General features: G+C 59.0%; 19 protein-coding genes and 1 tRNA gene. 16 read left to right on the plus strand and 4 right to left on the minus strand.

Going from position 1 to position 24,541, the window contains the following annotated elements:
• Positions 1 to 86: 86 nt before the first annotated feature.
• The 14 genes from ACFPOU_RS01700 to ACFPOU_RS01765 all read left to right on the plus strand — a co-directional run bounded on the left by ACFPOU_RS01700 (position 87) and on the right by ACFPOU_RS01765 (position 20,694).
• Entirely contained in the window at positions 87 to 1,298 is a 1,212-nt protein-coding gene (locus ACFPOU_RS01700; protein WP_379716237.1) for an MraY family glycosyltransferase, read from the plus strand.
• A 62-nt stretch (positions 1,299 to 1,360) separates the two neighbouring features.
• Entirely contained in the window at positions 1,361 to 2,383 is a 1,023-nt protein-coding gene (locus ACFPOU_RS01705; RefSeq protein ID WP_379716240.1) for an SDR family oxidoreductase, read from the plus strand.
• A 137-nt stretch (positions 2,384 to 2,520) separates the two neighbouring features.
• Entirely contained in the window at positions 2,521 to 3,849 is a 1,329-nt protein-coding gene (locus ACFPOU_RS01710) for a lipid II flippase MurJ (RefSeq protein WP_379716243.1), read from the plus strand.
• Between the two features lie 50 nt (positions 3,850 to 3,899).
• Positions 3,900 to 5,072: a glycosyltransferase family 4 protein gene (locus tag ACFPOU_RS01715; protein ID WP_379716246.1), complete on the plus strand. Its 1,173-nt coding sequence runs from the start codon at positions 3,900 to 3,902 to the stop codon at positions 5,070 to 5,072.
• Positions 5,069 to 6,376, plus strand: coding sequence for an O-antigen ligase family protein (locus ACFPOU_RS01720; RefSeq protein ID WP_379716248.1), 1,308 nt, complete (start codon positions 5,069 to 5,071; stop codon positions 6,374 to 6,376). Before ACFPOU_RS01715 ends, ACFPOU_RS01720 begins: the two co-directional genes overlap by 4 nt.
• Before the next feature lie 468 nt (positions 6,377 to 6,844).
• Positions 6,845 to 7,876 carry a polysaccharide deacetylase family protein gene (locus tag ACFPOU_RS01725; protein WP_379716251.1) on the plus strand — a complete coding sequence of 344 codons (1,032 nt, stop codon included), beginning with the start codon at positions 6,845 to 6,847 and terminating at the stop codon, positions 7,874 to 7,876.
• The gene (locus ACFPOU_RS01730; protein WP_379716254.1) at positions 7,873 to 9,009 is read left to right on the plus strand and encodes a glycosyltransferase family 4 protein; all 1,137 of its coding nucleotides are present in this window, start codon (positions 7,873 to 7,875) and stop codon (positions 9,007 to 9,009) included. The genes ACFPOU_RS01725 and ACFPOU_RS01730 overlap by 4 nt, the downstream gene beginning before the upstream one ends.
• A complete protein-coding gene (asnB, locus tag ACFPOU_RS01735; protein WP_379716257.1) occupies positions 9,009 to 11,030 on the plus strand; it encodes an asparagine synthase (glutamine-hydrolyzing) in 2,022 nt (673 codons plus the stop codon). Before ACFPOU_RS01730 ends, asnB begins: the two co-directional genes overlap by 1 nt.
• A gap of 108 nt (positions 11,031 to 11,138) precedes the next feature.
• Positions 11,139 to 12,311 carry a glycosyltransferase family 4 protein gene (locus tag ACFPOU_RS01740; protein ID WP_379716260.1) on the plus strand — a complete coding sequence of 391 codons (1,173 nt, stop codon included), beginning with the start codon at positions 11,139 to 11,141 and terminating at the stop codon, positions 12,309 to 12,311.
• Positions 12,312 to 12,377: 66 nt separating this feature from the next.
• Positions 12,378 to 14,024, plus strand: coding sequence for a GNAT family N-acetyltransferase (locus ACFPOU_RS01745; RefSeq protein WP_379716263.1), 1,647 nt, complete (start codon positions 12,378 to 12,380; stop codon positions 14,022 to 14,024).
• Positions 14,025 to 14,107: 83 nt separating this feature from the next.
• Positions 14,108 to 15,178 (plus strand): GNAT family N-acetyltransferase, encoded by a 1,071-nt coding sequence (locus tag ACFPOU_RS01750; RefSeq protein ID WP_379716266.1) that lies wholly within the window; start codon positions 14,108 to 14,110, stop codon positions 15,176 to 15,178.
• Positions 15,179 to 15,289: 111 nt separating this feature from the next.
• Positions 15,290 to 16,534 carry a hypothetical protein gene (locus ACFPOU_RS01755; RefSeq protein WP_379716269.1) on the plus strand — a complete coding sequence of 415 codons (1,245 nt, stop codon included), beginning with the start codon at positions 15,290 to 15,292 and terminating at the stop codon, positions 16,532 to 16,534.
• A gap of 142 nt (positions 16,535 to 16,676) precedes the next feature.
• On the plus strand, positions 16,677 to 17,825 hold the full coding sequence (locus tag ACFPOU_RS01760) for a glycosyltransferase family 4 protein (protein ID WP_379716272.1): 1,149 nt from the start codon (positions 16,677 to 16,679) through the stop codon (positions 17,823 to 17,825).
• A gap of 1,000 nt (positions 17,826 to 18,825) precedes the next feature.
• Positions 18,826 to 20,694, plus strand: coding sequence for a DUF4832 domain-containing protein (locus ACFPOU_RS01765; protein ID WP_379716275.1), 1,869 nt, complete (start codon positions 18,826 to 18,828; stop codon positions 20,692 to 20,694).
• Between the two features lie 137 nt (positions 20,695 to 20,831).
• On the opposite strand, the gene ACFPOU_RS01770 is transcribed toward ACFPOU_RS01765, so the two are convergent.
• The 4 genes from ACFPOU_RS01770 to ispB all read right to left on the minus strand — a co-directional run bounded on the left by ACFPOU_RS01770 (position 20,832) and on the right by ispB (position 23,512).
• A complete protein-coding gene (locus ACFPOU_RS01770) occupies positions 20,832 to 21,407 on the minus strand; it encodes a DUF4360 domain-containing protein (protein ID WP_379716278.1) in 576 nt (191 codons plus the stop codon).
• Between the two features lie 57 nt (positions 21,408 to 21,464).
• A complete protein-coding gene (locus ACFPOU_RS01775; RefSeq protein WP_379716281.1) occupies positions 21,465 to 22,061 on the minus strand; it encodes a DUF4360 domain-containing protein in 597 nt (198 codons plus the stop codon).
• Positions 22,062 to 22,396: 335 nt separating this feature from the next.
• Positions 22,397 to 22,473 (minus strand) — tRNA-Pro (locus ACFPOU_RS01780).
• Positions 22,474 to 22,525: 52 nt separating this feature from the next.
• The gene (ispB, locus tag ACFPOU_RS01785; RefSeq protein WP_379716284.1) at positions 22,526 to 23,512 is read right to left on the minus strand and encodes an octaprenyl diphosphate synthase; all 987 of its coding nucleotides are present in this window, start codon (positions 23,510 to 23,512) and stop codon (positions 22,526 to 22,528) included.
• 294 nt (positions 23,513 to 23,806) lie between these two features.
• On the opposite strand from ispB, the gene rplU reads away from it, so the two are divergent.
• Together rplU and rpmA are read left to right on the plus strand one after the other, a co-directional pair.
• Complete coding sequence (rplU, locus tag ACFPOU_RS01790; protein WP_379716287.1) at positions 23,807 to 24,118, plus strand: 50S ribosomal protein L21; 312 nt, start codon at positions 23,807 to 23,809, stop codon at positions 24,116 to 24,118.
• Between the two features lie 35 nt (positions 24,119 to 24,153).
• Positions 24,154 to 24,438: a 50S ribosomal protein L27 gene (rpmA, locus tag ACFPOU_RS01795; protein WP_379716290.1), complete on the plus strand. Its 285-nt coding sequence runs from the start codon at positions 24,154 to 24,156 to the stop codon at positions 24,436 to 24,438.
• Positions 24,439 to 24,541: the final 103 nt, after the last annotated feature.

Raw genomic sequence — 24,541 nt, forward strand, 5'->3', positions numbered from 1 at the left:
TGCAGCGAAAGGACGGAGTCGTGAAACGGCAATAAAAATGCACTGAACGGAAACGCGGATGCAACGCGACAAGAATGGAGCTGACCATGAAAATCGGGGAAGTATTCTATCGGTGGTATCAGTCTGGGTTATCGGAAGTCGCGACATCGGCCTTTCTCGAAACGCTGGTCCTGGCACTGCTGGTCAGCCTAGCTGCGTGTTCGCTCAATGTAATTACCGAGCGCTGGCATGGACGCTTTTCTTTCGATCTCGACGTCAAGGGCGTCCAGAAAGTGCATAAGCATGTTGTATCCAGAACCGGTGGCATTGCCATCATGTGCGGCGTGTTGAGTGTTCCCTTATTGGCAAAATTCGAATACTTTCCAAGCACTGTACAAATGGAGACCAGAACCGCCCTGTTTAAACTTCTGGTCGCGGCAATGCCTGCTTTTTTGGCCGGGGTGATTGAAGATATCACTAAAAAAGTATCCGTTCGGACACGTTTTTGTTCGATATTGGCAAGCGCCTTGCTCGCGGCCTGGCTGCTGGAGGCCTATCTGCCGCGGCTCGATGTATGGGGGCTCGATGGCATCCTGACCGTGGTTCCGATTTCCCTCGCAATCACGGCCTTCGCTGTCGTCGGCGTCACGAACTCGATCAATATCGTCGACGGTTTCAATGGCGTCGCCGGTGCCACGATCGTCATTATCCTGGGCGGCGCCGCCTATCTGACCTGGAGTGCCGGAGACGTTCTGGTGACCCAGCTCGCCCTGGCAGGAATCGGCGCGACTTTCGGATTCCTGCTCCTGAATTATCCGACCGGCCGATTGTTCATGGGAGATGGCGGCGCCTATTTCATGGGATTCTGGACCGCAGAAGTCGCAGTGCTGGCCGTCGTTCGAAATCCTGAAATCAACGCCTGGCAGATCCTGGCCATCTACGCTTATCCAGTCATCGAGGTGGTGTTCAGCATGTATCGGCGCAGGATGCTGCGCGATGCCTTCGTCGGCGCGCCCGACCGGCTTCATCTCCATTCCCTGTTCTATCGGCGGATTGCCTGCCACCGGATCAGTATCAAAAAGTATTCCTGGATCCGCAATGCGGGTGTGGCCTGGTTCGTCGCGGCATGGCTGGGCATTGCGACTGTTGCTGCCATTTCGTTCGCAAGAACGATTCCCGCGGCAGTCGCGCTCGTTCTCCTGCAAGTGCTGCTGTATATCGCGGTTTACATGCGGCTGGTCCGAGGCAACTGGGGCCGCTGCCGCAGCCTGGCCGTGGTCCTTGGCCTGCGGCCACAACAAAGAAGCAGATCGATCTGACCGGTCGCGCATGCGTGACCATGGCGTATCGGCTTGAACGGTAACATGACAGGAGCGGTTTGATGACCAATATCGAAAGCGTGCATGCATACCTGCGCAGTCATCCCGGAAGGTGGCTGGTGACAGGCTGCGCTGGATTCATCGGCTCCAACTTACTCGAAACATTGCTCAAGCTGGACCAGGAAGTTGTCGGGCTCGATAATTTTTCGACGGGCCATGAACATAACCTGGAAGAGGTGCGCCTTCTCGTTGGCGCAGCGCAATGGAAGCGATTCAAGTTCATCCTCGGCGATGTCCGCGATGGCCTTGCCTGCCGGGAGGCGGTGGCCGGCGTCGATTACGTCCTGCATCAAGCCGCCCTGGGCTCCGTGCCCCGATCCATCGACGATCCCGTCGCGACCAACGACTCGAATATCAACGGGTTCCTGAACATGCTGGTCGCCGCCAGGGATGCGCGGGTCAAATCCTTCGTGTATGCAGCATCGAGCTCAACGTATGGAGATCATCCCGGCTTGCCGAAGGTCGAGGAGTGCATCGGCAATCCGCTGTCCCCGTATGCAGTCACAAAATATGTCAACGAACTGTATGCCCAGGTCTTTGCACGGTGCTATGGCTTCGGATCGGCCGGTCTTCGTTACTTCAATGTCTTCGGCAAACGGCAGGATCCGGATGGCGCATATGCCGCAGTCATTCCGAAATGGATTGCGGCGATGCTGGCAGACGCTCAGGTGCTGATCAACGGCGATGGCAATACGAGCCGGGATTTCTGCTACGTCGACAACGCAGTGCAGGCCAATTTGCTGGCAGCAACATGTCCGCGGGATGGCTGTAGCGAAATCTATAACGTCGCGGTCAACGACGCCACTACCCTGAATCGGCTTTTCGACTATTTGCGGACCATCCTGCGAGCGAACGGTGTGACGGTTACGCGGGAACCCGCCTACGCGGCATTCCGCAAAGGAGATGTCAGGCACTCCCAAGCCAACGTGGACAAGGCGATACGAGAACTTGGGTATGCACCTCTCTACCGGCTCTACGAGGGACTCGAGGCGACCATTCCATGGTACCTCGAGCAACTTGGCTAGGGCGCCGGGGCGGCCAGCTACAGCAGACAGGCCTGGTTGGACGGGCTCGGCACTGTCATCGGGTGCGGTCACCGTTCATCCGGGCGACGCCAAATTCGGCATGCAACTGCGTCAGCGATATGGGGCACGAGGCTGAAGTGAACTTACTGAACACACTGGGAGCACGCTTCAAGGCCGCCGATCCTCATCATTTGGCGATTTTCAGGGGGATGGTGACGGTCGCCATTTTCACCTTCGTTGGAAAACTGATGAGTGCGGCCAAGGAGATGGTGGTTGCATACCGTTACGGCATCGCGGCGGAGGTCGACGCCTATCACTTTCTCTACAACTTGATCGCCTGGCCTATCGGTATCTGGTGCAGTGTGCTCACTGCCGTGCTCGTGCCGCTGGCAGTCAAGATGCGCGAGCTCGACCCGCTCGGCGTGCCGCGCTTTCGGTCGGAGCTGTTCGGCTTTGCCCTCGCGCTAGCCGCGGGACTGGCACTGCTCGCCGGGCTGGGACTTCGCAGCATGCTGGCGCTCGGAGCAAGCGGGCTGCCGGCGTATTCGGCTCAACTTGCGCAAGCGGCACTACCTGGCTTGCTCCTGCTGCTGCCCTTGGGAATGCTCGTCGCGCTTCAGTCTGCGTGGATGTTGTCTGCCGGCCGGCACGTCAATACGCTCATGGACAGCATTCCCACGTTTTTCATCGCGGCATCGATCCTGGCGTTTCCCAGCGGCGGAATCGAACCCCTGGTATGGGGTACGGTTACCGGTTTTGCATGTCATTTGCTGGCTCTGCTGTTGCCGATGGCACGGCGCAACGAACTGGAAGGACCGGTTTTCCGACGCGTCTCGCCGCATTGGACCTGGTTCTGGCAGGGCTTCGGCATCATGATCGGCGGCCAGGCGCTCATGAGCATGACCGTCATCATCGATCAGTTCTATGCAGTCGGCCTGGGAACCGGCGCCATCGCCACCCTCGGCTACGCAAACCGTATCCTGGCATTGATCCTCGGCTTGGCCGCGGTCGCCGTATCGCGCGCCACCTTGCCGGTTTTCTCTCAGACCAGGTCCGGCGCTGGAGGCGATGTGCACGAGGTAGCGACCTATTGGGCGCGCCTGATGTTCATGGTGGGGATCGTCGTGGTATTGATCAGCGTCGCCCTTGCCCCCTTCGCGGTCGAGCTGCTGTTCGAGCGTGGCCAGTTCACGGCCCGTGACACTGCGATCGTCACCGAAGTGTTGCGCTTCGGATTGCCGCAGTTGCCGTTTTACTTTTCATGCATGGTGCTGGTCAGTTACGCACTAAGCCAGCGCCGCTACAAGTTGATTTTCTGGTCGGGCGTCCTGGGTTGCATCGGCAAGATCATCGGCAATCTCCTCCTGGTTCCGCACCTTGGCATCAATGGCGTCGCATTGGGATCGACGGTTGTCTACGGGCTGAACGCTTGTCTCTTCTGGCTGTCGGTGAAGCGCTCGTCATGACGTTCTTTCTCGGGCGTTGGCGGCTCAGGGCTACTAACGGAGCAAATCAAATGAAAATTCTTATCTTCTTGAATAGTCTGGCCGGGGGCGGCACCGAACGCGTCGCCGCCACGTTGGCCAATTTCTGGGTCCGGCAACAGTGGGAGGTCACGATCGTGACGCTGGACTCCGTAAGCCAGGATTTTTATCGCCTCGACCCGCGTGTCACGCGCGTTTCACTCGATCTTGCCGGCGCCAGCCGGAATATGGCCGACGCGCTGCTGCAAAACGTGCGCCGTGTCCGCGCACTGAGACGCGTGCTGCGGCAAATCCGCCCGGCGGTCGCTCTTTCAATGATGAGCACGCCCAACGTGCTGTTGGCATTTGCCAGCCGCAGGCTCGACGTGTGCGCCGTCGGCTCCGAGCACTGCTATCCGCCGCATGCACCCCTGGGCCGTATCTGGCGTACCTTGTGCAGCAAAATGTATGGAAAGCTGTCTGCGGTCGTCGCGTTGACCACTGAATGCGCCGAATGGATCAGTGCGCACTCGTCGGCCTATCCAGTCTCCGTCATTCCCAACGCCGCGGTCTGGCCCATGCCCGCCAATCCGCCGGTGATATCGCCGAGCACGCTGTGTACGCCTGACCGAAAGATACTGCTGGCAGTAGGCCGGTTGAATGCCGTAAAAAATTATCCGGACCTGATCCGAACGTTTTCGCAACTGGCGGACAAACACCGGGATTGGGATCTCGTCATCCTCGGCGAAGGTCCCGAACGGCCATCGATCGAGGCGGCGATTCGCGACAACGGTATGGAAACACGTATTCTTGTCCCGGGCATTGCGGGTAATGTCGGTGCCTGGTACGAGCGGGCCGACCTGTATGTGATGACATCACTCTCCGAAGGTTTCCCCAATTCCCTTGCCGAAGCGCTGGCACATGGATTGCCCGCAGTGAGCTACGACTGTGACACAGGTCCGCGCGACATCGTCCGCGCCGGAATCGATGGCTTCCTCGTCCCTGTCCACGATGCGGCCAGGCTGTGCCAGGCTTTGGATCGCGTCATGGGCGATGCGAGCCTGAGGGAAACACTGGCCGGCAGGGCGTATGAGGCGAGAGAGCGCTTCTCGATCGAGAAGGTGGCAGGCATGTGGGAGGCGCTGTTCAGGAGCCTGTCAAAAGAGTCGTCCGTCTCCGGGGGAGTCGGCGGCAATGTGACAGCAGCAAAACGGTGCGGCCCATGACGTTAAAGCTCTCGGCCCAGCCAGCCTCTTTTTCCGCTAAAAAACGACCATCGACATCGCTGCCACGCCCCCGGAAAAGTTTTTTCGCGCGTTACCAGATCCTGGTCTTGGGCGCCGCGCTGGCAGCGATTTTCTCGAACCTGCCGATCTATATCTATATCCTGAATCCAAAATTGCTGCCGAAATACTTCTTTTTCGGAATATTCGTCCTGCTGGCACCCCTGGTGCTGCTGAAATTGCGATCCTTCAGCGCCTATCTGGCATCGCCTTTCGTCGTATGGGCCGGCCTGTTTTTAGTGCTCAATCTCGTTCACCTGACCAGTTTGTCCATTGGCGGCGGCTGGGGCGATACCTATATCATCGATAATCAAAACGAAGCCAGGCAGTCGCTGATTGCGACGCGTATCCAGTACATCCTGTTCTCGATACTCCTCGGTTTCGCCGCGTATGCCAGCGGGCACCGCGATTACCTGTATCCGGTCGCCGTGCTCATGGTTCTCGTGCCCTGCGCGGTCATCGTCGATTTTGCGCGGCCAGGGTTTTTCTATCCCCTCGACACCGAAGGCATGGTGCTGGGCCGCGCGGCTGCGACGTTCATCAATCCCACCATGGCCGGCGAGGCGATCCTCCTGGTTTTCCTGATGGGCTGCGCCGTGACCAGTGCCCGCTACCGGGTTCCCCTGTTCTTCCTGGCCGGTGCCGCGGTCATCGTGACATTTTCCCGGTCCTCGATCATTGCCTGGGTACTACTACTGCTGATCCTGAGTTTCAAACGATCGCTGCCGAAATCGGCGCTGATGACCGCGCTTGCCGTATTCGGTCTGGGGCTGACATTGTTGGGCAGCGTCGAGGCGTATCTGCAATCGCGTCAGGATCTGGAAGCAGCATCGAGCAATATTTTGTCCCGATTAGATTTTTTCTTCGACATGAAATTTGACGATGACAGCTCCGAAGAGCGGGCGGATGTCATACGGGCCGGCTGGGAGCTGTTTCTGCAGAATCCCGTTTTCGGCGCCGGGGCCGGCGCCACGCAATTCTGGTCACAGCATGCAAGTACACATAACCAGTTGCTGCTGCTCGCTGCCGAATATGGAATGTTTGGCGTCGGGTTGTGGATATGGTTGCTGCTTATCTTGTGGAAGGGAACGTTTTTCGCGGAAAAGGGATTGCGCGCGGCAACAGTATTTCTTTTCATATTCATGACACTGTTCACCCACCAGATGTTCGATTCAGCAACGTACTGGTTAGCAAGTTTTGCGCTCATTTCCTTGAGAAAGATAGAGGCGTTTGACCACAGGCCGTAAATGCTGCATCCAAGAAGTTTAATCCATCAATGCACGCATGTATTCGACTAATCCGGCGGTGGCTTGTGCAAATGCGCGGTCCGTTCGTCATGTCTTTTCGTATTGATCAATTCATGAGCCGCTCGATTTTCTTAGTGTTGAGGGTAGGCGGCTTCAGTGGTCCGGAAACTGCATAGTTGCAACAGGTAAAAATATCATCGTCTCATAATCGATTGCAAGGACGCGATTGCAAGGACGCGATTGCAAGGACGCGATCGCAAGGATGCTCGACAGTATCCCGATGCGAACTGACGGGAGATCAGGCGGGCCGGGCGAGCAACGGTAATGCGGGAAATAAACGTAAATACTGGCAGCCATAAGATGCATCGATGGACGAGTACCCATAACGGACACGGGCTGGCAATGCATTCGCAGTCCATGCAGCGCGCAATTCGGTCCATCATGCATCTCCATTTTCGATAGGCATTTATGACCACGGCAAAGTTTGTGATTTCACTGGACTTCGAATTGTTTTGGGGCGTTGGCGATACCCAAACGATTGCTGGCTACGGTCGCAATATCCTGGGCGAGTGGGATGCCATTCCGCAGCTGCTTGCATTATTCCGGCGTTATGAGATGAGGACAAGCTGGGCGACGGTAGGCATGCTCATGTGTCACGACTATCAACATTGGACCGATATGTATCCGGCAGTCCTGCCCCAATACGCGCGCAGCAATGTTTCGCCGTACAAAATGGATAAGTTGGTGAAAGAGCACGCCAGGTTATTTTTTGCAAGACCCCTCGTCGAGCAAATACTGGCGACGGAAGGGCAGGAATTGGCAAGCCATACATATAGTCATTTCTATTGCAACGAGCAGGGGGCGACGCCCAGCCAGTTTGCGGCCGATCTGGCCTGCGCTCGCGCCGTGGCCGCCGACCTGGGCGTGAAATTGCGCAGTATTGTATTGCCGCGTAATCAACTTGTTCCAGAATTCCTGGCCACCTTGCCTGGCGCCGGTATCGAGGTGTATCGCGGAAACGGCAAGCACTGGCTCTACCAGAATGGCGACGCAGTGCCTGGTGGAATTTTTGGACGGATAGCGCGGTTTGCCGATGCCTGCCTTCCTCTAAGCGGCAGCCGTACCGTGCATGCTCAAGTGGAAGGCAGCTTGGTGAACGTACCGGCGAGCCTGTTCTTGTATCCATGGTCTGCCCGCCACCGCGCCTTGGCGGCGATGCGCGTGCACCGCGTGAAGCAATGCATGACCATGGCTGCGCAGGCCGGCAGCGTCTTTCACCTGTGGTGGCATCCGCATAATTTTGGCATCAACACCGAGGAAAACCTTTCGCAGCTGGAACTGGTCTTGCAGCACTACCGTGTCCTGGCGGACAGGTATGGCATGCGGACGCAGTGCATGGGTGATTTCGCCAGGTGCGCCGATCCAGCTTCCCAAGTGGCGGCCCCGGCCTTGCCCGTCGCCGGGCTGGCAGTAGTCGCTTCGTCGCAGGGTGCCTCATGACACGCCGCGTCCTGCATGTCATCACCGGCCTGGAGGTCGGGGGCGCGGAGATGGCCCTCTACCGGCTCATTCTCGAGTTCCGGAACAGTCAATATGCGCATACGGTCATCGCCCTGAGTCCTGGCGGCGGGCTGGAATCACGGTTTATCGAATCCGGAATCGCTCTGACTGTCCTGGACGTCAGGCGGTCGCCTGTCGCCGGCCTGTTCAAGCTGTGGTGGCTGGTGCGCACCTTGCGGCCCGACATCGTGCAGACCTGGCTCTACCATGCCGACTTCCTGGGTGGCCTCGCTGCGCGCTTAGCAGGCAATCGCAACGTGATCTGGGGTGTGCGGACCACCGATGTCGACGGCGGCTGCGCGCGCGCCACATCCTTTATCCGCCGGGCATGCGCCTCCCTGTCACGCTGGGTGCCGCACACCATCGTATGCGTTGCCGAAGCGGCCCGACAGTCCCACTCCGTGCTTGGTTACGATCCTGGCCGGATGGTGGTGATAGGTAACGGCTTTGATCTGGCCACGCTGAGCGCCAATGACGTTCTGCGTCAGACCTTGCGCACGGAATGCGGATTCGGTAAGGAGGATGTGGTTGTCGGTACCCTGGGGCGATTCAACCTGGACAAAGACCACGAAAATTTCGTGCAAGCGGCTGGCCAGTTGGCCCGGCGCCATGCTCGCCTGCGGTTCCTGATGGTAGGGAAGGACCTGGACGCCGACAACGACCAGCTGATGCGGTGGATCGGCGCGACTGGATACGCACACCGGTTCGTCCTGCTGGGAGAGCGTCCCGATGCCGCGGTCTGCCTGGCCGCGATGGATATCTTTTGCCTGTCCTCGCGGACCGAAGGCTTCCCGAATGCAGTCGGTGAAGCGATGGCCATGGGCTTGCCATGCGTGGCCACCGATGTAGGCGATGTTGCCGCCCTGATGGCCGACACGGGCGTGCTCGTGCCGAAAGCAAATCCTGCGGCACTGGCGCGCGGCGTCGCCAAGCTGATGACGTTCGGGACGCATTACCGCCAGCAACTCGGACGACAGGCACAGGAACGGATCCGCGAAACCTTCACGATGGCCTGTGTCCGTCAGCGTTTCGAGTCCATCTATGAAAATGTCATCGCGAAAGGAAAACGCTGATGTGCGGATTCGCAGGCTATCTCGGCGCCACTCCATTCCGCGCAAAGGGAGAGCAGAAAGCTTTGCTCGAGCACATGGGAGACACCATCCTCCATCGCGGTCCCGATGACGCAGGCTATTGGTCCGACGCCGAGCATGGCATTGCGCTTGGCCACCGCCGCTTGTCGATCATCGATTTGTCGCCCGCAGGCCGCCAGCCGATGGCATCGTCGTCTGGCCGCTATGTTATCGCGTTCAATGGCGAGATCTATAACCATCTGCTGATGCGCAAGGAGCTCGATGCCGGCGAGGCGGCGCCGCAATGGCGCGGACGCTCCGACACCGAGACCCTGCTGGCAGGTTTCGATGCGTGGGGAATACCTGGCACGGTCGAGCGCGCGATCGGCATGTTTGCCTTCGCCGTCTGGGACCGGCAAGCGAAGACGCTGACGCTCGGACGCGACCGGATCGGAGAAAAGCCCTTGTATTACGGATGGCAAGGCCGGGGCCGCGAGGCGGTGTTTCTGTTCGGATCCGAATTGAAGGCCTTGCGCGCCCATCCTGCGTTCGAGCATGACATCGATCGCGGGGCAATCTGCCTGCAAATGCGACACGGTTACATCCCTGCGCCGCATTCCATTTACCGGGGAATCGCCAAGCTGACACCGGGATGCCTGCTGAGCGTTTCGGCCAGGCGGCCGGAGCCGCTGCTAACCACCTATTGGTCCGGTGCACAGCGGATGACGGCTGGTGCCGCCAATCCGTTCAGCGGAACGGCGCACCAGGCAGTCGAGGTCCTGGAAGGTTTGCTGATGGATGCGGTAGGTGCACAAATGATGGCCGACGTGCCGCTCGGGGCGTTTCTCTCCGGGGGGATCGACTCCTCGACCGTCGTGGCCTTGATGCAAGCGCAGTCGGCCCGGCCAGTCAAAACCTTTTCCATCGGATTTCACGAAGACGGCTATAACGAGGCGGAGTACGCCAAGGCGGTCGCCAGACACCTCGGAACCGACCATACCGAACTGTATGTCGAAGCCGCGCACGCACGCTCGATCGTTCCGCGCTTGCAGTCGATCTACGATGAACCGTTTTCAGATTCCTCCCAGTTGCCGACCTTCCTGGTATCGCAACTTGCCAAGCAACATGTGACGGTATCGCTCTCCGGTGACGCAGGCGACGAATTGTTCTGCGGCTATAACCGCTATCAATTCACTGCGAAGTTATGGGAAACGATCCACGCCGGCCCATTGCCGCTACGACGGCTCGTCGCCAGGGGCATCACCGGTATTTCCGTGGAGTCATGGACAAGAATGGCCAGGCGCCTGGCGCCGTTGCTGCCTGCTTCGATGCGCTTTGCAAATGCCGGCGACAAGCTGCACAAAGGCGCCCAGGTCCTCGGGAGTCCCTCGCTCGACGCCCTGTATCTCGGCCTGGTGTCGCACTGGAACGACCCGGCGTCGCTTGTCATCGATGGCGCGGAACCCGCGACTGCGTTGAGCGGCAACGCACCGAAGCTTGCCGGACTCGACGGTGTGCAGCGCATGATGGCGCTCGACCTGCTGACCTACCTTCCCGACGACATCCTGGTCAAGGTCGACCGCGCAGCGATGTCCATGTCCCTGGAAACGAGGGTACCGTTCCTGGATCACCGGGTCGTTGAATTCGCCTGGCAACTACCTCAATCGATGAAGCTGCGCGACGGCGTAAGCAAGTGGGCCTTGCGCCAGGTATTGCACCGCCATGTGCCCAAAGTCCTGATCGAGCGCCCGAAGATGGGATTCGGCGTGCCGATCGGCGCGTGGCTGCGCGGACCCTTGCGCGAATGGTGCGACAGCCTGCTCGACCCATCGCGCGTTCGTCGCGAGGGCTTTTTCGACCCGGTCCAGTTACAGACGAAATGGCAGGAGCATCGTTCGGGCCGGCGCAATTGGCAGTACCAGTTGTGGAACGTCCTGATGTTTCAGTCGTGGCTCGAACAGCAGGCGTCGGCGAACCGGCGCGTCGCCTCGCACGGCGTCGAGGTAACCAGCGCTGCACCATGAGCCAGGCGTGTGCGCAATCGTCGACGGGCATCGGTTGCAACCGGAAGCGGCAAGGCATGGGGCTGATGCCGACGACATGATGAATTGACTGATCGAGGACCAATGATTATGAATAAGAAAATCGTTATCTCTGTCAACACCGCATGGAATATTCACAACTTCCGTTCCGGATTGGTCAAGGCCCTGATTCGGCAAGGTTACGATGTGATGGTCATGGCGCCCGACGACAGCTATTCGCCGCGCCTGGCGCCGCTCGGGTGCCGTTTCAAGATGCTTTCAATGGACAACAACGGTACCAGCCCGACCCGCGACGCTGCCTTGTTGATCAAGTATTGGCGGGTTCTTCAATCGGTCCGGCCGATGGCTTACCTGGGCTATACGATCAAGCCGAACGTGTACGGATCGATCGCTGCGCATGGATTGAACATACCGGTCATCAATAACATCGCCGGGCTTGGTGCGACATTTATCAACAATACCGTCCTGACCTGCCTGGTCAAGCGCTTGTACCGGCTTTCCTTGCGCAAGTCGAGCCGGGTTTTTTTCCAGAATCCAGACGACCGCAATCTCTTCGTCCAGGCCGGGCTGACGCAGGCCAGCGTGACCGACATCTTGCCCGGCTCGGGGATCGACCTGCAGCATTTCGTTCCTCGCCCACCTTCACCCCTGGTGCGGCGCAGTTTCCGGTTCCTGCTGGTGTCGAGAATGTTGCGGGACAAAGGCGTCGAGGAATACGCGGAAGCGGCCGGGATCGTGCGCCGGCACCGGCCTGGCGTCGAGTTCCAGTTGCTCGGTGCAGTCGATTCGAAAAACCAGAATTCCATTCCTGCGGATCGCATCCAAAGCTGGGTGGAACACGGCTTGATGCAGTACCTGAACGAAACGGACGATGTACGCCCGTTCCTGGCCAACGCCGATTGCATCGTCTTGCCGTCCTATCGCGAAGGCGTTCCCCGTTCGCTGCTCGAGGCGGCCGCGATGGGGCGGCCGATCATCACGACCGATGCGGTCGGGTGCCGGGAGGTGGTTGACCATGAGGCAAACGGGTTCCTGTGCGAGGTGAGGAACGCTGCGGATCTGGCGGAAAAGATGATCCGGATGATCGACCTTCCGCCCGACCGGCGCCTGCAAATGGGAGCAGCGGGGCGCAGGAAAATCGCAGGCCAGTTCGATGAAAACATCGTGATCACCAAGTATCTGCATGCGGTCTCGCAACTCGAGTGCGCGGGCCGTGGCCAGCCCTTGCCGCGCCTGGACACGGCCATGGAAAGCGTGGAATAAGGTGCGATCGCTGCCGCCCGCCTGTCTGGACGATGGGTGGCCAACCCGGTTCTTTGTGGAGCAGGAATGAGTTTGTTGCTATTGACTGGCCATCATGCTGTCACACGTGCCGACGCGGCGGATTTTCGCGCCGCCTGGGAGACCCTGTATGCGCGTTGTGCCTGGGCGACCGCTTGCCAGCACCCCGATTTCGTGGCGCCCTGGTATGCGCTGTATATGTCCAGTTCGCTCCCCGTCATGGTCGTCGACGAACGCGACGACGGTTCGCTCGACGGCCTGTTGGCGCTGGCCTTGCGTCCCGGCGGCGGCATGCTGACGGGAGCGGGAGACCAGCAGGCCGAGTACCAGGGATGGCTGCAAGCATCCGGCGGGGACAGTAGGTTCATCGTCCGTGCAATCGAGCTGGTGCGTGCGCAATTCCCCGATGCTGACATCTGCCTGAAATATTTGCCACCTGGAATTCCGCTGCGCTGGATCGACGAAGCGCACGGCTATCGAGGCCTATGCTGCTTGCGGTCCTATTCGCTGCCGCTGATGCGAATCGATGCGGACGTGATGAATCGTCAAAGAAACAAGAAGAACCACCGGCAGAACTTCAATCGGCTCAAGCGAGTGGGCGAGGTCCGCTTCGAGCAGGTCGTGGACCATCAGCATTTCGAACGCGTATTCGATGAGATCTGCATGCAATACGATTTCAGGCAGGCCGCGCTCTATCGAACCATGCCATTTTCGAAAGATCCGTTCAAAAAACGCTTTCAGCTCGCGTTGCACAAAAACGGCTTGCTGCACACGACGGTATTGAGCGTGGGCGACAGGATCGCGGCTTCGCATATCGGCTTGCTCAGCAAGGGGCGGGCCGTGCACTTGGGGATCAATACCTACGATCCGGCATTGGCAGCGCATTCGCCGGGCAATCTGCTGCTGGCCATGCTGGGGGTGCATCTGGTGGCGCAAGGCATACCTGTGCTCGACTTGACCGCAGGCGGCGACCAGTACAAGGAGCATTTCGCCACCGAACACGATTCGGTGCGCGAACTGATTGTTTATCGTGACCGGAAAAGCCGCTGGACAGGCGAAGCGCGCCGGGGGGCGATACGGTATGCGAAGGCACGACTGCGCGCGGCTGGGTATCGACCGGCCGACGTGGCGGCGCGGTTCGAGGAAATCAAGCGGTTCGGACTGTCCGATGTGCGTGCGGCGTGGACGACGCTCGGGCGCGGCCACCAGTGCCACATGCGCGCGTTGCATCACGCAACACATGCGCCGGGGGCGCACACCTTGTCCAGTACAGCGCTGCCGATCGGGAAAAATCGCTTGCAGGACGTGTTTGCCTTCGATGCGCATGGAGACCACGCCAGGTATTGCACATTCCTCGACACCGTCATGAAGCGCATGGAGCGCTCCGGCGACCTGTACAGCTACGTGCGGAACGGACAACTGCAGATGCTCTGCTGGGCGGGTGTGCATTGTGTCGAACCCCCATCGGGGGCATCGGTGCAGGCCTCGGGTAGTTCGGCTACCACGATCGTCTTGTCCGATATGTATGTCCATCCCGAGGCGCGGCATGAGGCCGGCATACGACAGTTTCTTGCCCAACTACTCCTCGAGGTGGCGCAAGCCAGGCCAGGGTCCGATGTCGTCTATCGGGGCAGGCTGAGCAAGCAATTGCATTCGTTGCTCACCGGCTGCGGATTCATCGACGCGCTACCGTAGCAAGCACGCGGTGTTCGCCAGCGGATCGACCGGCTATTTGTGGGATAGGTTTCCAAGCTTCCAACAACCGACAGGACGAGAGCATGACTTCAAACGAACTCCTTCAGGCGGACGATGCCTCGATTTCCTTGTATTGCGGCGACCTTCCTTCAGTGATCGAAAGCGAGCTGGTTCTTTCCTACGAAACGCTGCAGTCGTCGCTGCCCTTTTTCAGGGTATTCAGGTCGCTCGAAGGTGCAAATTGCTATGTGGCCCGACGCGACGGTCATCCGAGTACGGTCCTGTTATTCACCTGCCGCAATGGGCGCGTCGACGTTCTCAACGAAATGATCGAAGTTGGACAATCGGAGCTCGAGCGTTTTGCCGAATATGTGTTTTCACGGTTTAAAACGGCCGATGTCATCACGTTCAAAGCGCTGAAAACGACCACCGGCGGGTTCGTTTTCCCGGTGCAGAAGCACGATTCCAAGGACACCTATGTCATCGCCTTGCCGGCGACACCCGAGGCGTATACCAGCAGTATCGGAAAGTCGACACGTGCGAACATTCGACAGCAAACGAATGGGCTGGCCAGGCATTTTCCCTCGTTCGAGTCGCGGTTTTTCACCAATGAAGACATCGGCGAAGAGCATATTCGTACGATTATCGGCTTCAGCGAGCAAAAGATCAGCGCCAAGGGCGTCAAGTTCACGCACGATATCGACCGCATTACCCGGCTGGCCAGGATGTGCGGCTTCGTCAATGTGTTCCTGATCGATGGCTGCGTATGCGCAGGGTCGATCAACTACCGCGTAGGCGCGAGTTATTTCGGCGAGGTCACCGGTTACGACGCCAAGTACGAAAAGTACGGGCTCGGGAAGTTGTGCGTACACCAGACCATTTGCGAGAGCATTACGAGAGGCGGCACGAAATTCTACCTGGGTGGTGGCGTCTTCGATTTCAAGCAGCGCATGCTGGGCGCCATCCTCAGTACCCAGGAGCTGCACATCTATCGGTCACGGTTGAAAATGCTGGCGTACGTCGAGGTAGTGGCAAAAGCGTTTGTCGCTGGCCAACTCCGGCGCTTGAAGAAACAGATCCACCTGCACGGGCAGGAAAAGTGGGCGAAATTCATTTTCGGCGCCGCTCATTTTTTCAAGAACAGGGTGAAGTAACCGGAGTGGACAAGGCTGTTTGCTCCGTTGCGACCTGAACATAGACAGGATCGGCAGTGCAGGCACGCGGCTCGGCAGTAGCGGCGTGGTTTCCAAGGAAAAGTGGTTGATATGCACAACGCAAGGAAAACCCGAAGCCCGACGCGCCGCCGTCTCATGCTGACCGGTGGCATAGGCGCGATTGGCGCTGGCATGGCAACGCTATTGCCTGCACGGCTCGATGACGTCCAGCCCGTGACGATCCGGCGGCACAGGCGCAGTAATGCCGCCGAGACCAGGGTGCCGCCGACGGTCGTATCGCTCGCCGATTACGGCGGCGTGCCGGGGGCGGGACGCGACGCGCTGGTCCGTGCATTCGGCCGCGCCTTTGCAAGCCTGGCCGCCGCAGGGGGCGGCACCTTGTTCGTTCCGGCCGGACGTTACGATTTCGGCCAACTCGAAAGAGGGGACGACGTCATCCTTTGTCGCGATGCACACGATATTGTCATATCGGCTCACGGCGCATTTTTTTCGGCGAAAACCATGGCCAGGGTGGTACCGCATCTTTTTTATTTCTTCAATTTTCACAATATTACGATCGCCGGCGCGCGCTTTTCCGATACCGGCTTCGATCCTCACGTTAACTGGAAAGGAATGTACTGCGTCGGCATTCAGGCAGATCGTGCGAGCAGCGGCTTCAGGATGATCGACTGCTCTGCCGAAAGGGTAATGGGCCTGCTGGCGTCGAATAATAATGCAAGGAGCCGGATGCTCCTCTCCGATATCAGTGTCGATGGCGAGGTGCGTCATTCCTACTATGGCGTCGGTGCCAGCTACATCAGGGAAAAAGTGAGGGTCAGGCTGGTTTGCTACAACGTCCGGCGTGCCTTCATCGCCTATTCCTTGAACGATGCGGACATCCTGGTTTCGGCCCATAACACAATCAACTGGCCCGGCAGCAATGGCCTGGTTGCCCTGGTGTCCGGCGGTGCAAGCATGGGAAACGTGGAGAAGGTGCGGGTCGACGTGGAAGTGTCCGGTGCAGGAATACACGGGAGCTATGTGCATTTCTATCACCAAGGGCCTGAAGCGAACGGGTATATGCGCGACATCGATGCCACCGTCAATCTCAGGCATGTCAGGTCGGCGCACAATCTGTTCGCGTTCGATCACGAAATCGATGGAGTCCAGACGAAAACAGCCAGGATCTGGGACCGCATTTTCTTGCACGGCAGTGTGATCGGGGCGTTCGAGGGAAGCGTGGTGTCGAACAAGTCGGTGACGACCTCGCCAGGGACGGTCTACCTCGACCCCGCACTGGTCAAAGTGGGTAAAAACAAGACGCTCGCGGCGGGTTTTCGGGTACGACTGCCATAGGCAAGCCCGGCGAAATGCGTGCGGTGCCTCTAATGTGCGGGGTCAGCGCGTTCGTCCTGTCAGGCGCTTTGAAGCGCGGGACCGCACCTGGACAGTGCAACGCCGGTCTGTCTTGTCTCGTGAACAATGAGGTGAAATTCGCATGCGATTGCTTATCTATATCCATTCACTCGAAAATGGCGGCGCCGAGCGCGTCGTTGCGAACCTGGCCAACCATTGGGTCGGCCTGGGATGGGAAGTCACGGTGGTGACGGTCGCATCGCCCGCAACGGATTTCTACGTACTCAACCCTGCTGTCCGGCGCCTGTCCCTGGATCTCGCAGGGACCAGCCCCAATGTCGTCGCGGGGTTTCTCCGTACGTTCAGGCGTACGCGCGCCCTGCGGCGGGCCTTGCGGGAGGTGCAGCCGGAACTTGCCTTGTCTGCGATGCATACTGCCAACGTGGTCCTCGCGCTGGCGTCGCGGGGCATGCCGGGCCTGCGCACGATCGGATCGGAACACAATTTCCCGCCCAAGGCACCGATGGGCATCATTTGGGAAACCATGCGGTGCCATGCCTATGGCCGGCTCGATGCGGTGGTCGCATTGACCCAGGAATGCGCCCATTGGCTGGCGGCGCATTCGCATGCGCGGCATATTCCGATTATCCCGAATCCGGTCGCCTGGCCGCTGTCGCGGCATGAACCCAAGGTCAGCCCGGCGACCTATTGCTCTGCAGGCCGGCGCATTTTGCTGGGGGTAGGGCGGCTGAGCGCTGAAAAGAACTTCTCGGTCTTGATCGACATATTTTCGCGGCTCGCCGCCAGCCATCCTTCCTGGGACCTGGTCATCCTGGGCGACGGGCCGCTGCGCGAGTCCTTGCGGGCACAGGCCGACAGGGCCGGACTGCAACAGCGCGTCTTGCTGCCGGGCTCCGTCGGCAACGTGGGCGATTGGTATGGGCAGGCGGCGGTATACGCAATGACTTCCCTGTTCGAGGGCTTTCCCAATACATTGGTCGAAGCCATGGCCTATGGCTTGCCAGTCGTCAGTTTCGATTGCGATACGGGCCCCCGCGATATCGTCCGGCACGATGTGGACGGCTATCTGATCGCACCGGGCGATGCTGGCGCGATGGAGCGGACCCTGGAAACGCTCATGGCAGACGAGCCGCTCAGGCAGGCGTTGTCCGCCCGTGCGGTGGAGGCGCGGGAACGATTTTCCTTAACAAGGATTTCGGCCATGTGGGAAGACGTGTTTGCAGCACCGTCCCGTCATGTCATTGCTGCATTGCAAGAACATCATGGCTAACCCCGACGCTTGAACTTGCGCGCATGACATTGCCACGCTTGCCACAAGCGAAAAAGTTTATGCGGCAATTTCCCATTTCCTCTTTCCCAACGAGGAAGTCTCGCGCCATCAGGCGGTAGCGGCTGTCGCCTGACGCCCGGCGCGCTCGCGCGGTCCGCGTTTGTCATTCCCAAGCGCAGCTCTCCAGCCATCGATCGGATCATTTCCTCAGTACATAAACTAGCGACTCGTTTCAGATTAACGGGAAAAAAATTTCCTAAAAGAAATTTTCTTAGTTCAATTGATTTGACCCTTGTTGCAATCTTTCATGTTTCGTAATGAAAATATTTTTTTTGATTTGCGGAACTAATCGCCTAGGAGCAAGCTCCAAGTTGTATCGATTCGGGATTGACGAGCACGGTAGCTAGGAGAGGGCCTGCTCATTGGCTTCACCTGATGGGGCGACCGACTAACGAATCGTTGGAAGAGGATTGTTATTTCAAGTAAAAAAGTATCGTTGTTGAATTTCGGAACTAATTACTCTGATGAAAATCGAACGGTTCAGTAGTTCAAGACTGAAGATCCTCTGTAAAAAAACGTAAATCAATTCAGCCGAAGGAGAAATCTTTGTTGGGTATTTCGTTCGTAAGCTTTCTGGCAGCTGCTGGCATCGTCACATTGTCGTCTCCGCGTTTCCATTCCCACCCCTTTATACCCGAATGGGTGTCATCGCCGCCACTGACTGATTGCTAAGTCACTCGGTTAGTTTTCCCCGGTAGTTCAGCGAATTAAACCTGCCACTCGCCTCGAGAGGGGCGGTCGGGTTGTCACGTTCGTCATCCTGAGGATTGTCTCTGCCACTCGTCTTAGCGAGCGGCAGCAGGATCGTCACGCTCCGGTTTTCAGCAATTTTATGTAAAGCGATTTATAAATGTACCAAGTTCAAAAGTCTTCTGCTCCTTTCGTTCGGCCGCTTCACCTGGCACTCCTCTGCGCCGGCCTGGTATCGAGCCCGTTTGCCATGTCCGCCGTCTCGGCCACGCCGGTCTCGGCCACGGCACTGGCAACGGCGGTCCAGACCACCGTCGGCAGCGATCGTACCTATGTGTACGCCCGGATCCCTTATACCGGCACGCCGGCATGGGTGCGTGTGTACATCGATACCGACCGGGTCGCAACGAGTGGTTTCCCGGTTAATGGCATTGGCGCCGGTTTCATGGTTGAAAATGGCAACCTGTACCGCTACAGCGGCGCTAACCGTGCATGGGGCTGGACTTTCGTGAAGAGAGTCGCTACCACGTCGGCCAACGGCCTGGCGACCGTGACCGTGCCCCGCGCCGATATCGGTGCCGCAACCCTCGCGGGCATCAACCTGGTCACCCAGACCGACGCGCCCCTGGTGGTCTCGCCTGTTCTTCGCTTGTCGTTCTCTACCGCGACCCCGACGCCAGCCCCGACGCCGACGCCAACGCCAGTCCCAACGCCAGCACCAGCACCAGCACCAGCACCAGCACCAGCGCCAGCGCCAGCGCCAGCGCCAGCCCCGGCCCCGACCCCGACCCCGGCGCCAGCCCCAACGCCAACCCCGGCGCCAGTATCAGGCGCGACGGTACCGGTAAGCTACACGGCCAGCAACGCCATCATCACCAATCCCGAGCGCGGCTTTTACCGTCACGTCGGTTGCGAGACACCGTTGAGCCAGAGCCAGCTGACGAGTTTCCGCACCTCGGGCGGTGAATCCTTGATGCTGTGCGTGTTTTACCTGCGTAACTTCGTGAACGCGCCGATCAGCCAGACGACGCTGAACCTGTTCCAGCAGCAAATGGATACGGTCCGCAAGGCCGGCTTGAAAGCGATCGTGCGCTTTGCCTACAACGACAACAACTCGCCGGTCGATGCCACGCCGGCCATGGTCAATACCCACCTGACCCAGTTGGCTCCCTACCTTGCCAACAACAAGGACGTGATCACCGTCGTGCAGGCCGGCCTGGTCGGCGCCTGGGGCGAGTGGGGCAATACCCAGAACTACGGCGATAGCTACAACATGACGGCGAAAAACATCGCCGACCGTAAATCGGTCGTCGACAAGCTGCTGCAAGTCGTGCCGTCGGAGCGCATGGTGCAACTGCGCATGCCCTTGTTCAAGATGAAGCTCTATACCCCGACGGCACTGACCGCCGCCGAAGCCTTTACCGGCACGTCCAAGGCACGCCTGGGTCACCACAATGATTGCTTCCTGTCGAATTCGTCCGACTACGGCACTTATATCAATCCATCGGTGGAATTCCCGTACCTGGCGACCGAGACAACCTACCTGGCTTCCGGCGGCGAAACCTGCGGCTACTCGGCACCGCGCAGCGATTGCCCGACCGCGATCAGCGAGATGACCCGCTTCCACTGGTCCTACCTGAACCTGGATTACAACACCACGGTGCTGGACAAATGGCGTAGCCAGGGCTGCTTCGCCCAGGTCGAGCAAAAGCTCGGTTACCGCTTCGTCCTCAAGAGCGGTTCCTTCTCGGGCAACGCCAAGCCGGGCGGCGGTTTTGCGGTGAACCTGCAAGTGCAGAACCAGGGTTGGGCGGCACCGTTCAACACCCGCGACGTGGAACTGGTGTTCCGTAACACGGCGAGCGGTGCGCTCTACCGCGTCAAGCTGGCAGCCGACCCGCGCCGCTGGCTGGCCGGCCAGACCGTGGCCATCAACCAGACGGTGGCGTTACCGGACAACATGGTCAAGGGCTCGTACTCGGTGCTGCTGAACCTGCCTGATCCGCAAGCCTCGCTGCGCAGCCGTCCCGAGTATGCAATCCAGTTGGCCAACATTAATACCTGGGAAGCGGCTACGGGCTTCAACAACCTGAACCACACGGTCGGCATCGCACCGTAAGCGACTGCCGGCGGCAAGGTCGGTCAGCCCAGTACTTGGATGCTTGACCGGGTCACCGTCAACGAACCAGCGGCCAATGGCCGCTGGTTTTTTTTAAAATTCATCGGGCACCGAGAAATCAGGTACCAGTACAAGCATTAATTGCATTTTCTTAGATCGAGATGGTAGATCATTGCGGCGCCCTTCGCATCGGTGGAGTCCAGGGAAGCCATGGCTTCACCGCTACCGCTCAGCGTGAGCGACAATTTGACATCGAGCCTGGCGTGCATGCCGCACCCGGCGCGTTTCATCTGGCCGGCGCCTATGTTCTCGGTGAAAAAATAATCCCCTTCGTGCGCGCCCTTGATCTTGCGCCTGAAAACGCGGCCATGCCCGTTGCCGTGTGGGCCGAGCGCATACTGGACCTCGAGATACGCTTGCTGGGCCGGATCGAGTTTTGCAAATCCCCTGTAGTCGACTTTGTACACGCCGAGTGACATATTCGCCGGCAGGTCCAGTGGGTGCGAAATAGTACAGGCCTTCGATTGCACCGATCGGCCCCCGGCGCTTGGGTTGCCGTCGATATTGAACTTGTCGAACAAAATACTGAGCGTCGTCCGGTCAGGCGACACCACTACCGAGTAACTCCCTGCGGGACAGCCGTCTTGCGCGGCATGTGCCGGAAGTCCGAGGGTAGTCAATCCTGCCAACAGAACGATGGTCTTGCTATCCATGCCCGCTACTCCTGTTCTCCCATGGTCTGGCGGAGACCCGCCAGACCGCCAGGATGATTAACTACCGCACCTGCGCCATTGCAGCTGATAGATAATGCCTGCATTGACGTCTTGCGAGTCGATCGACGCGATCGCTTCAGCGTTGCCGGCGGTATTTACTTTCATGCTTGAATTAGTGCGCAGGTTGACGTCTGCACCACATGCGGACCAAACCATCGACTCGGCAACTAATTCATTGTTGATCAGATAGTCCTCGTCGAGCACACCGCGGAAACTGCGTTGGAATGCGGGGCCCCTCGTTCCAGCGAAGAAGTATTCCACATTGAACTGTGAGGAAGCCCTGGCAGGCAGCCGGTTGAAACCGCGGTAGTCGATCTTCATGACTGCGACGCTCATTCCCTGCGGGACGTGTACGGGGATCGCGATATTGCAGCTCTTGCGATCAAAGCTTTTGCCGCTACTGCCTCCGACTGCAATTTGATACTGATCAAACAGCAAGCTCAGGGATTTGGCATCGGGACTCAGCGTAGCCGAAACCGATCCGGCAGGACAACCGGTTCCGCCATACCCTGGCGTTCCCAGGGAAATGTCGTCTGCGGCGAATACCGGGGCGGAGAAAACGAGAGCGGAAAATAAGAGTGCGGCTGATTTCATGAAAACCTCCTTGTGGAATAAATACGCTGCACCGGGCTTGCTGATCGAGCGATCTGCATGTCGGCGAGCACGCATGGTTCGACATTAACCGCAGCCAAGTTTCCAAGGTGTATTTCGCCTGTTTCAGCTGTAAGGATCGGTAAGCGAGCAGGCGCACTGCAGCGGCATTACGCAGGCGACGGACAAGGAAGGTGGATCCCGCAGGTGGATCGGATTGAATTGCTGATGGACTCGATAGCGGCGCCGCGATGGCGCAATGGCATGTCGCCGGGGCCTTGCAGCACCCGCGTCGTACATGGCCGGCGGAGAACCGGCAGGCGGAAAATCGTGCTGTTTGGTCGGGGTGAGAGGATTCGAACCTCCGGCCTCTACGTCCCGAACGTAGCGCTCTACCGGGCTAAGCTACACCCCGACTGGTTCGAGGCGCTGAATCACTGCCTCAGGAAGTATTACTATAATTTTGCTCAATGGTTCCTGTCAACCGCGAAGCTGCAGAGCTGCAACAGGCTTTGTTTGTATTCGCTGTCGGGCAGGCTGGCGATCGCCTCGGTCGCGCGGCGCGCGGCCGCTTCGGCTTCGCGCCGCGTGTAGTCGAGGGCGCCGCTGGAAGTGACGGCGGCCAGCACGGCGTCGAAATGCTGCTCGTCGCCTTGCTCGATGCAGCTGCGCACCAGTTCGCGTTGCTCAGGCGTGCCATGTTCCATCAGGTAGATCAGCGGCAGCGTCGGTTTGCCTTCCCGCAAGTCGTCACCGACGTTCTTGCCGATTTCGGCGGCGTCGCCGGCGTAATCGAGCACGTCGTCGATCAGCTGGAAAGCGGTGCCGAGCGAGCGGCCGTACTCGCCGGCCGCGGCCACTTGCGCGCTGCTGGCGCCGGCGACCAGGGCGCCCAGTTCGGCTGCGGCCTCGAACAGCTTGGCCGTCTTCGAGCGGATCACCGTCAGGTAGCGCTCGTGGCTCACGTCCGGGTCATGCATGTTGAGCAACTGCAGCACTTCGCCTTCGGCAATCACATTGGTGGCGTCCGACAGGATTTGCATGATGCGCATGTTTTCCAGGCTGACCATCATCTGGAACGAGCGCGAATACAGAAAATCGCCCACCAGCACCGAGGCGGCGTTGCCGAACAAGGCATTCGCCGTCTGGCGGCCGCGCCGCATCGAGGACTCGTCGACCACGTCGTCGTGCAGCAGGGTGGCGGTGTGGATGAATTCGACGACCGCCGCCAGTTCATGGTGCGCCGTGCCCCGGTAGCCATGGGCATTGGCCAGCAGCAGTACCAGCACGGGACGGATGCGCTTGCCGCCGGCGCTGATGATGTATTCGGCGATCTGGTTCACCAGGCTCACTTCCGAATGCAGGCGCTGGCGGATCACCGCGTTGACCGCTTCCATGTCGGCGGCGATCGATTGGGTGATGGTGTTCTGTGCGTGGGGGGTAGCGGCGGACAAGGCGAACCTGCTGATAACGTTGAAATGCGGTTGACGTATATAGATGTGCGAGAGTGCGGCGATTATACGACATGCACGCATGAGCCGTGCCATTTCGCCAAGCGCCTGCCGTGCGCCCCGCGTTCGCCGCGCATCGGGCGACGTTGCCGGGATGCCACGTGGACTGCATGGCGATCCCGGCCTTTGACGCACGGGGGTGAAGCGTGTATAATTCCCTGTTCCCCGGCACCAGAGAAGCACGGCACGATCGTCGCCGCAGGGATTTTTATTAAACAATTGATGAGGTTTTCAATCATGTATGCGGTCATAAAAACCGGTGGCAAGCAGTATAAAGTTGTCGCTGGCGAAAAACTTAAAGTAGAACAGATACCGGCAGACATTGGTTCCGAACTCACGATCGATCAGGTCCTCGCCCTTGGCGCGGGCGAGAGCATCAAATTTGGTGCTCCCCTGGTTGAAGGTGCTACGGTTCTGGTGAAGGTCGTTTCCCATGGTCGCCACGACAAGGTCCGCATTTTCAAGATGCGCCGTCGTAAGCACTACCAGAAGCGTCAGGGCCACCGCCAGAACTTCACCGAAATCCAAGTGGTTTCGATCAACGGCTAATTGCCCCTCTCTTCAAAGTCATCAAGGAGTACTAAATGGCACACAAAAAAGGCGGCGGCACTACCCGTAACGGCCGCGATTCAGAAAGCAAGCGCCTTGGCGTGAAAGTGTATGGCGGCCAGGTCATCAGCGCCGGCGGCATCATCATCCGTCAACGCGGCACCCCAGTGCGTCCGGGCACCAACGTCGGCATGGGCAAGGATCACACCCTGTTCGCGCTGGTCGACGGCACTGTCAAGTTCGTCAAGCAAGGCGTGGGCTCGAAGCAATTCGTGACCGTCGTCGCTGCTACGCAAGCTGCTGAAGCAGTCGCGGCGTAATCGACGTAAAGCGCCGCCACGAGCGGCGCATCCTTGTAAGGCGCAAGCCTTCCATCGAAAGGCTCTGCCCACGGTAGGGCCTTTTTAGTTTTTTGGCGGTCAA

Origin of the sequence: Massilia jejuensis (assembly GCF_042656795.1) — a bacterium.
In the GTDB taxonomy this organism is placed as follows: Bacteria; Pseudomonadota; Gammaproteobacteria; order Burkholderiales; family Burkholderiaceae_D; genus Telluria; species Telluria jejuensis.

Excerpts from the sequence above, each read along its gene's own strand:
- ACFPOU_RS01700 (WP_379716237.1), top strand. The coding sequence starts at position 87 with ATGAAAATCGGGGAAGTATTCTATCGGTGGTATCAGTCTGGGTTATCG.
- ACFPOU_RS01705 (WP_379716240.1), top strand. The coding sequence starts at position 1,361 with ATGACCAATATCGAAAGCGTGCATGCATACCTGCGCAGTCATCCCGGA.
- ACFPOU_RS01715 (WP_379716246.1), top strand. The coding sequence starts at position 3,900 with ATGAAAATTCTTATCTTCTTGAATAGTCTGGCCGGGGGCGGCACCGAA.
- ACFPOU_RS01720 (WP_379716248.1), top strand. The coding sequence starts at position 5,069 with ATGACGTTAAAGCTCTCGGCCCAGCCAGCCTCTTTTTCCGCTAAAAAA.
- ACFPOU_RS01725 (WP_379716251.1), top strand. The coding sequence starts at position 6,845 with ATGACCACGGCAAAGTTTGTGATTTCACTGGACTTCGAATTGTTTTGG.
- ACFPOU_RS01730 (WP_379716254.1), top strand. The coding sequence starts at position 7,873 with ATGACACGCCGCGTCCTGCATGTCATCACCGGCCTGGAGGTCGGGGGC.
- asnB (WP_379716257.1), top strand. The coding sequence starts at position 9,009 with ATGTGCGGATTCGCAGGCTATCTCGGCGCCACTCCATTCCGCGCAAAG.
- ACFPOU_RS01740 (WP_379716260.1), top strand. The coding sequence starts at position 11,139 with ATGAATAAGAAAATCGTTATCTCTGTCAACACCGCATGGAATATTCAC.
- ACFPOU_RS01745 (WP_379716263.1), top strand. The coding sequence starts at position 12,378 with ATGAGTTTGTTGCTATTGACTGGCCATCATGCTGTCACACGTGCCGAC.
- ACFPOU_RS01750 (WP_379716266.1), top strand. The coding sequence starts at position 14,108 with ATGACTTCAAACGAACTCCTTCAGGCGGACGATGCCTCGATTTCCTTG.
- ACFPOU_RS01755 (WP_379716269.1), top strand. The coding sequence starts at position 15,290 with ATGCACAACGCAAGGAAAACCCGAAGCCCGACGCGCCGCCGTCTCATG.
- ACFPOU_RS01760 (WP_379716272.1), top strand. The coding sequence starts at position 16,677 with ATGCGATTGCTTATCTATATCCATTCACTCGAAAATGGCGGCGCCGAG.
- ACFPOU_RS01765 (WP_379716275.1), top strand. The coding sequence starts at position 18,826 with ATGTCCGCCGTCTCGGCCACGCCGGTCTCGGCCACGGCACTGGCAACG.
- ACFPOU_RS01770 (WP_379716278.1), bottom strand. The coding sequence starts at position 21,407 with ATGGATAGCAAGACCATCGTTCTGTTGGCAGGATTGACTACCCTCGGA.
- ACFPOU_RS01775 (WP_379716281.1), bottom strand. The coding sequence starts at position 22,061 with ATGAAATCAGCCGCACTCTTATTTTCCGCTCTCGTTTTCTCCGCCCCG.
- rplU (WP_379716287.1), top strand. The coding sequence starts at position 23,807 with ATGTATGCGGTCATAAAAACCGGTGGCAAGCAGTATAAAGTTGTCGCT.
- rpmA (WP_379716290.1), top strand. The coding sequence starts at position 24,154 with ATGGCACACAAAAAAGGCGGCGGCACTACCCGTAACGGCCGCGATTCA.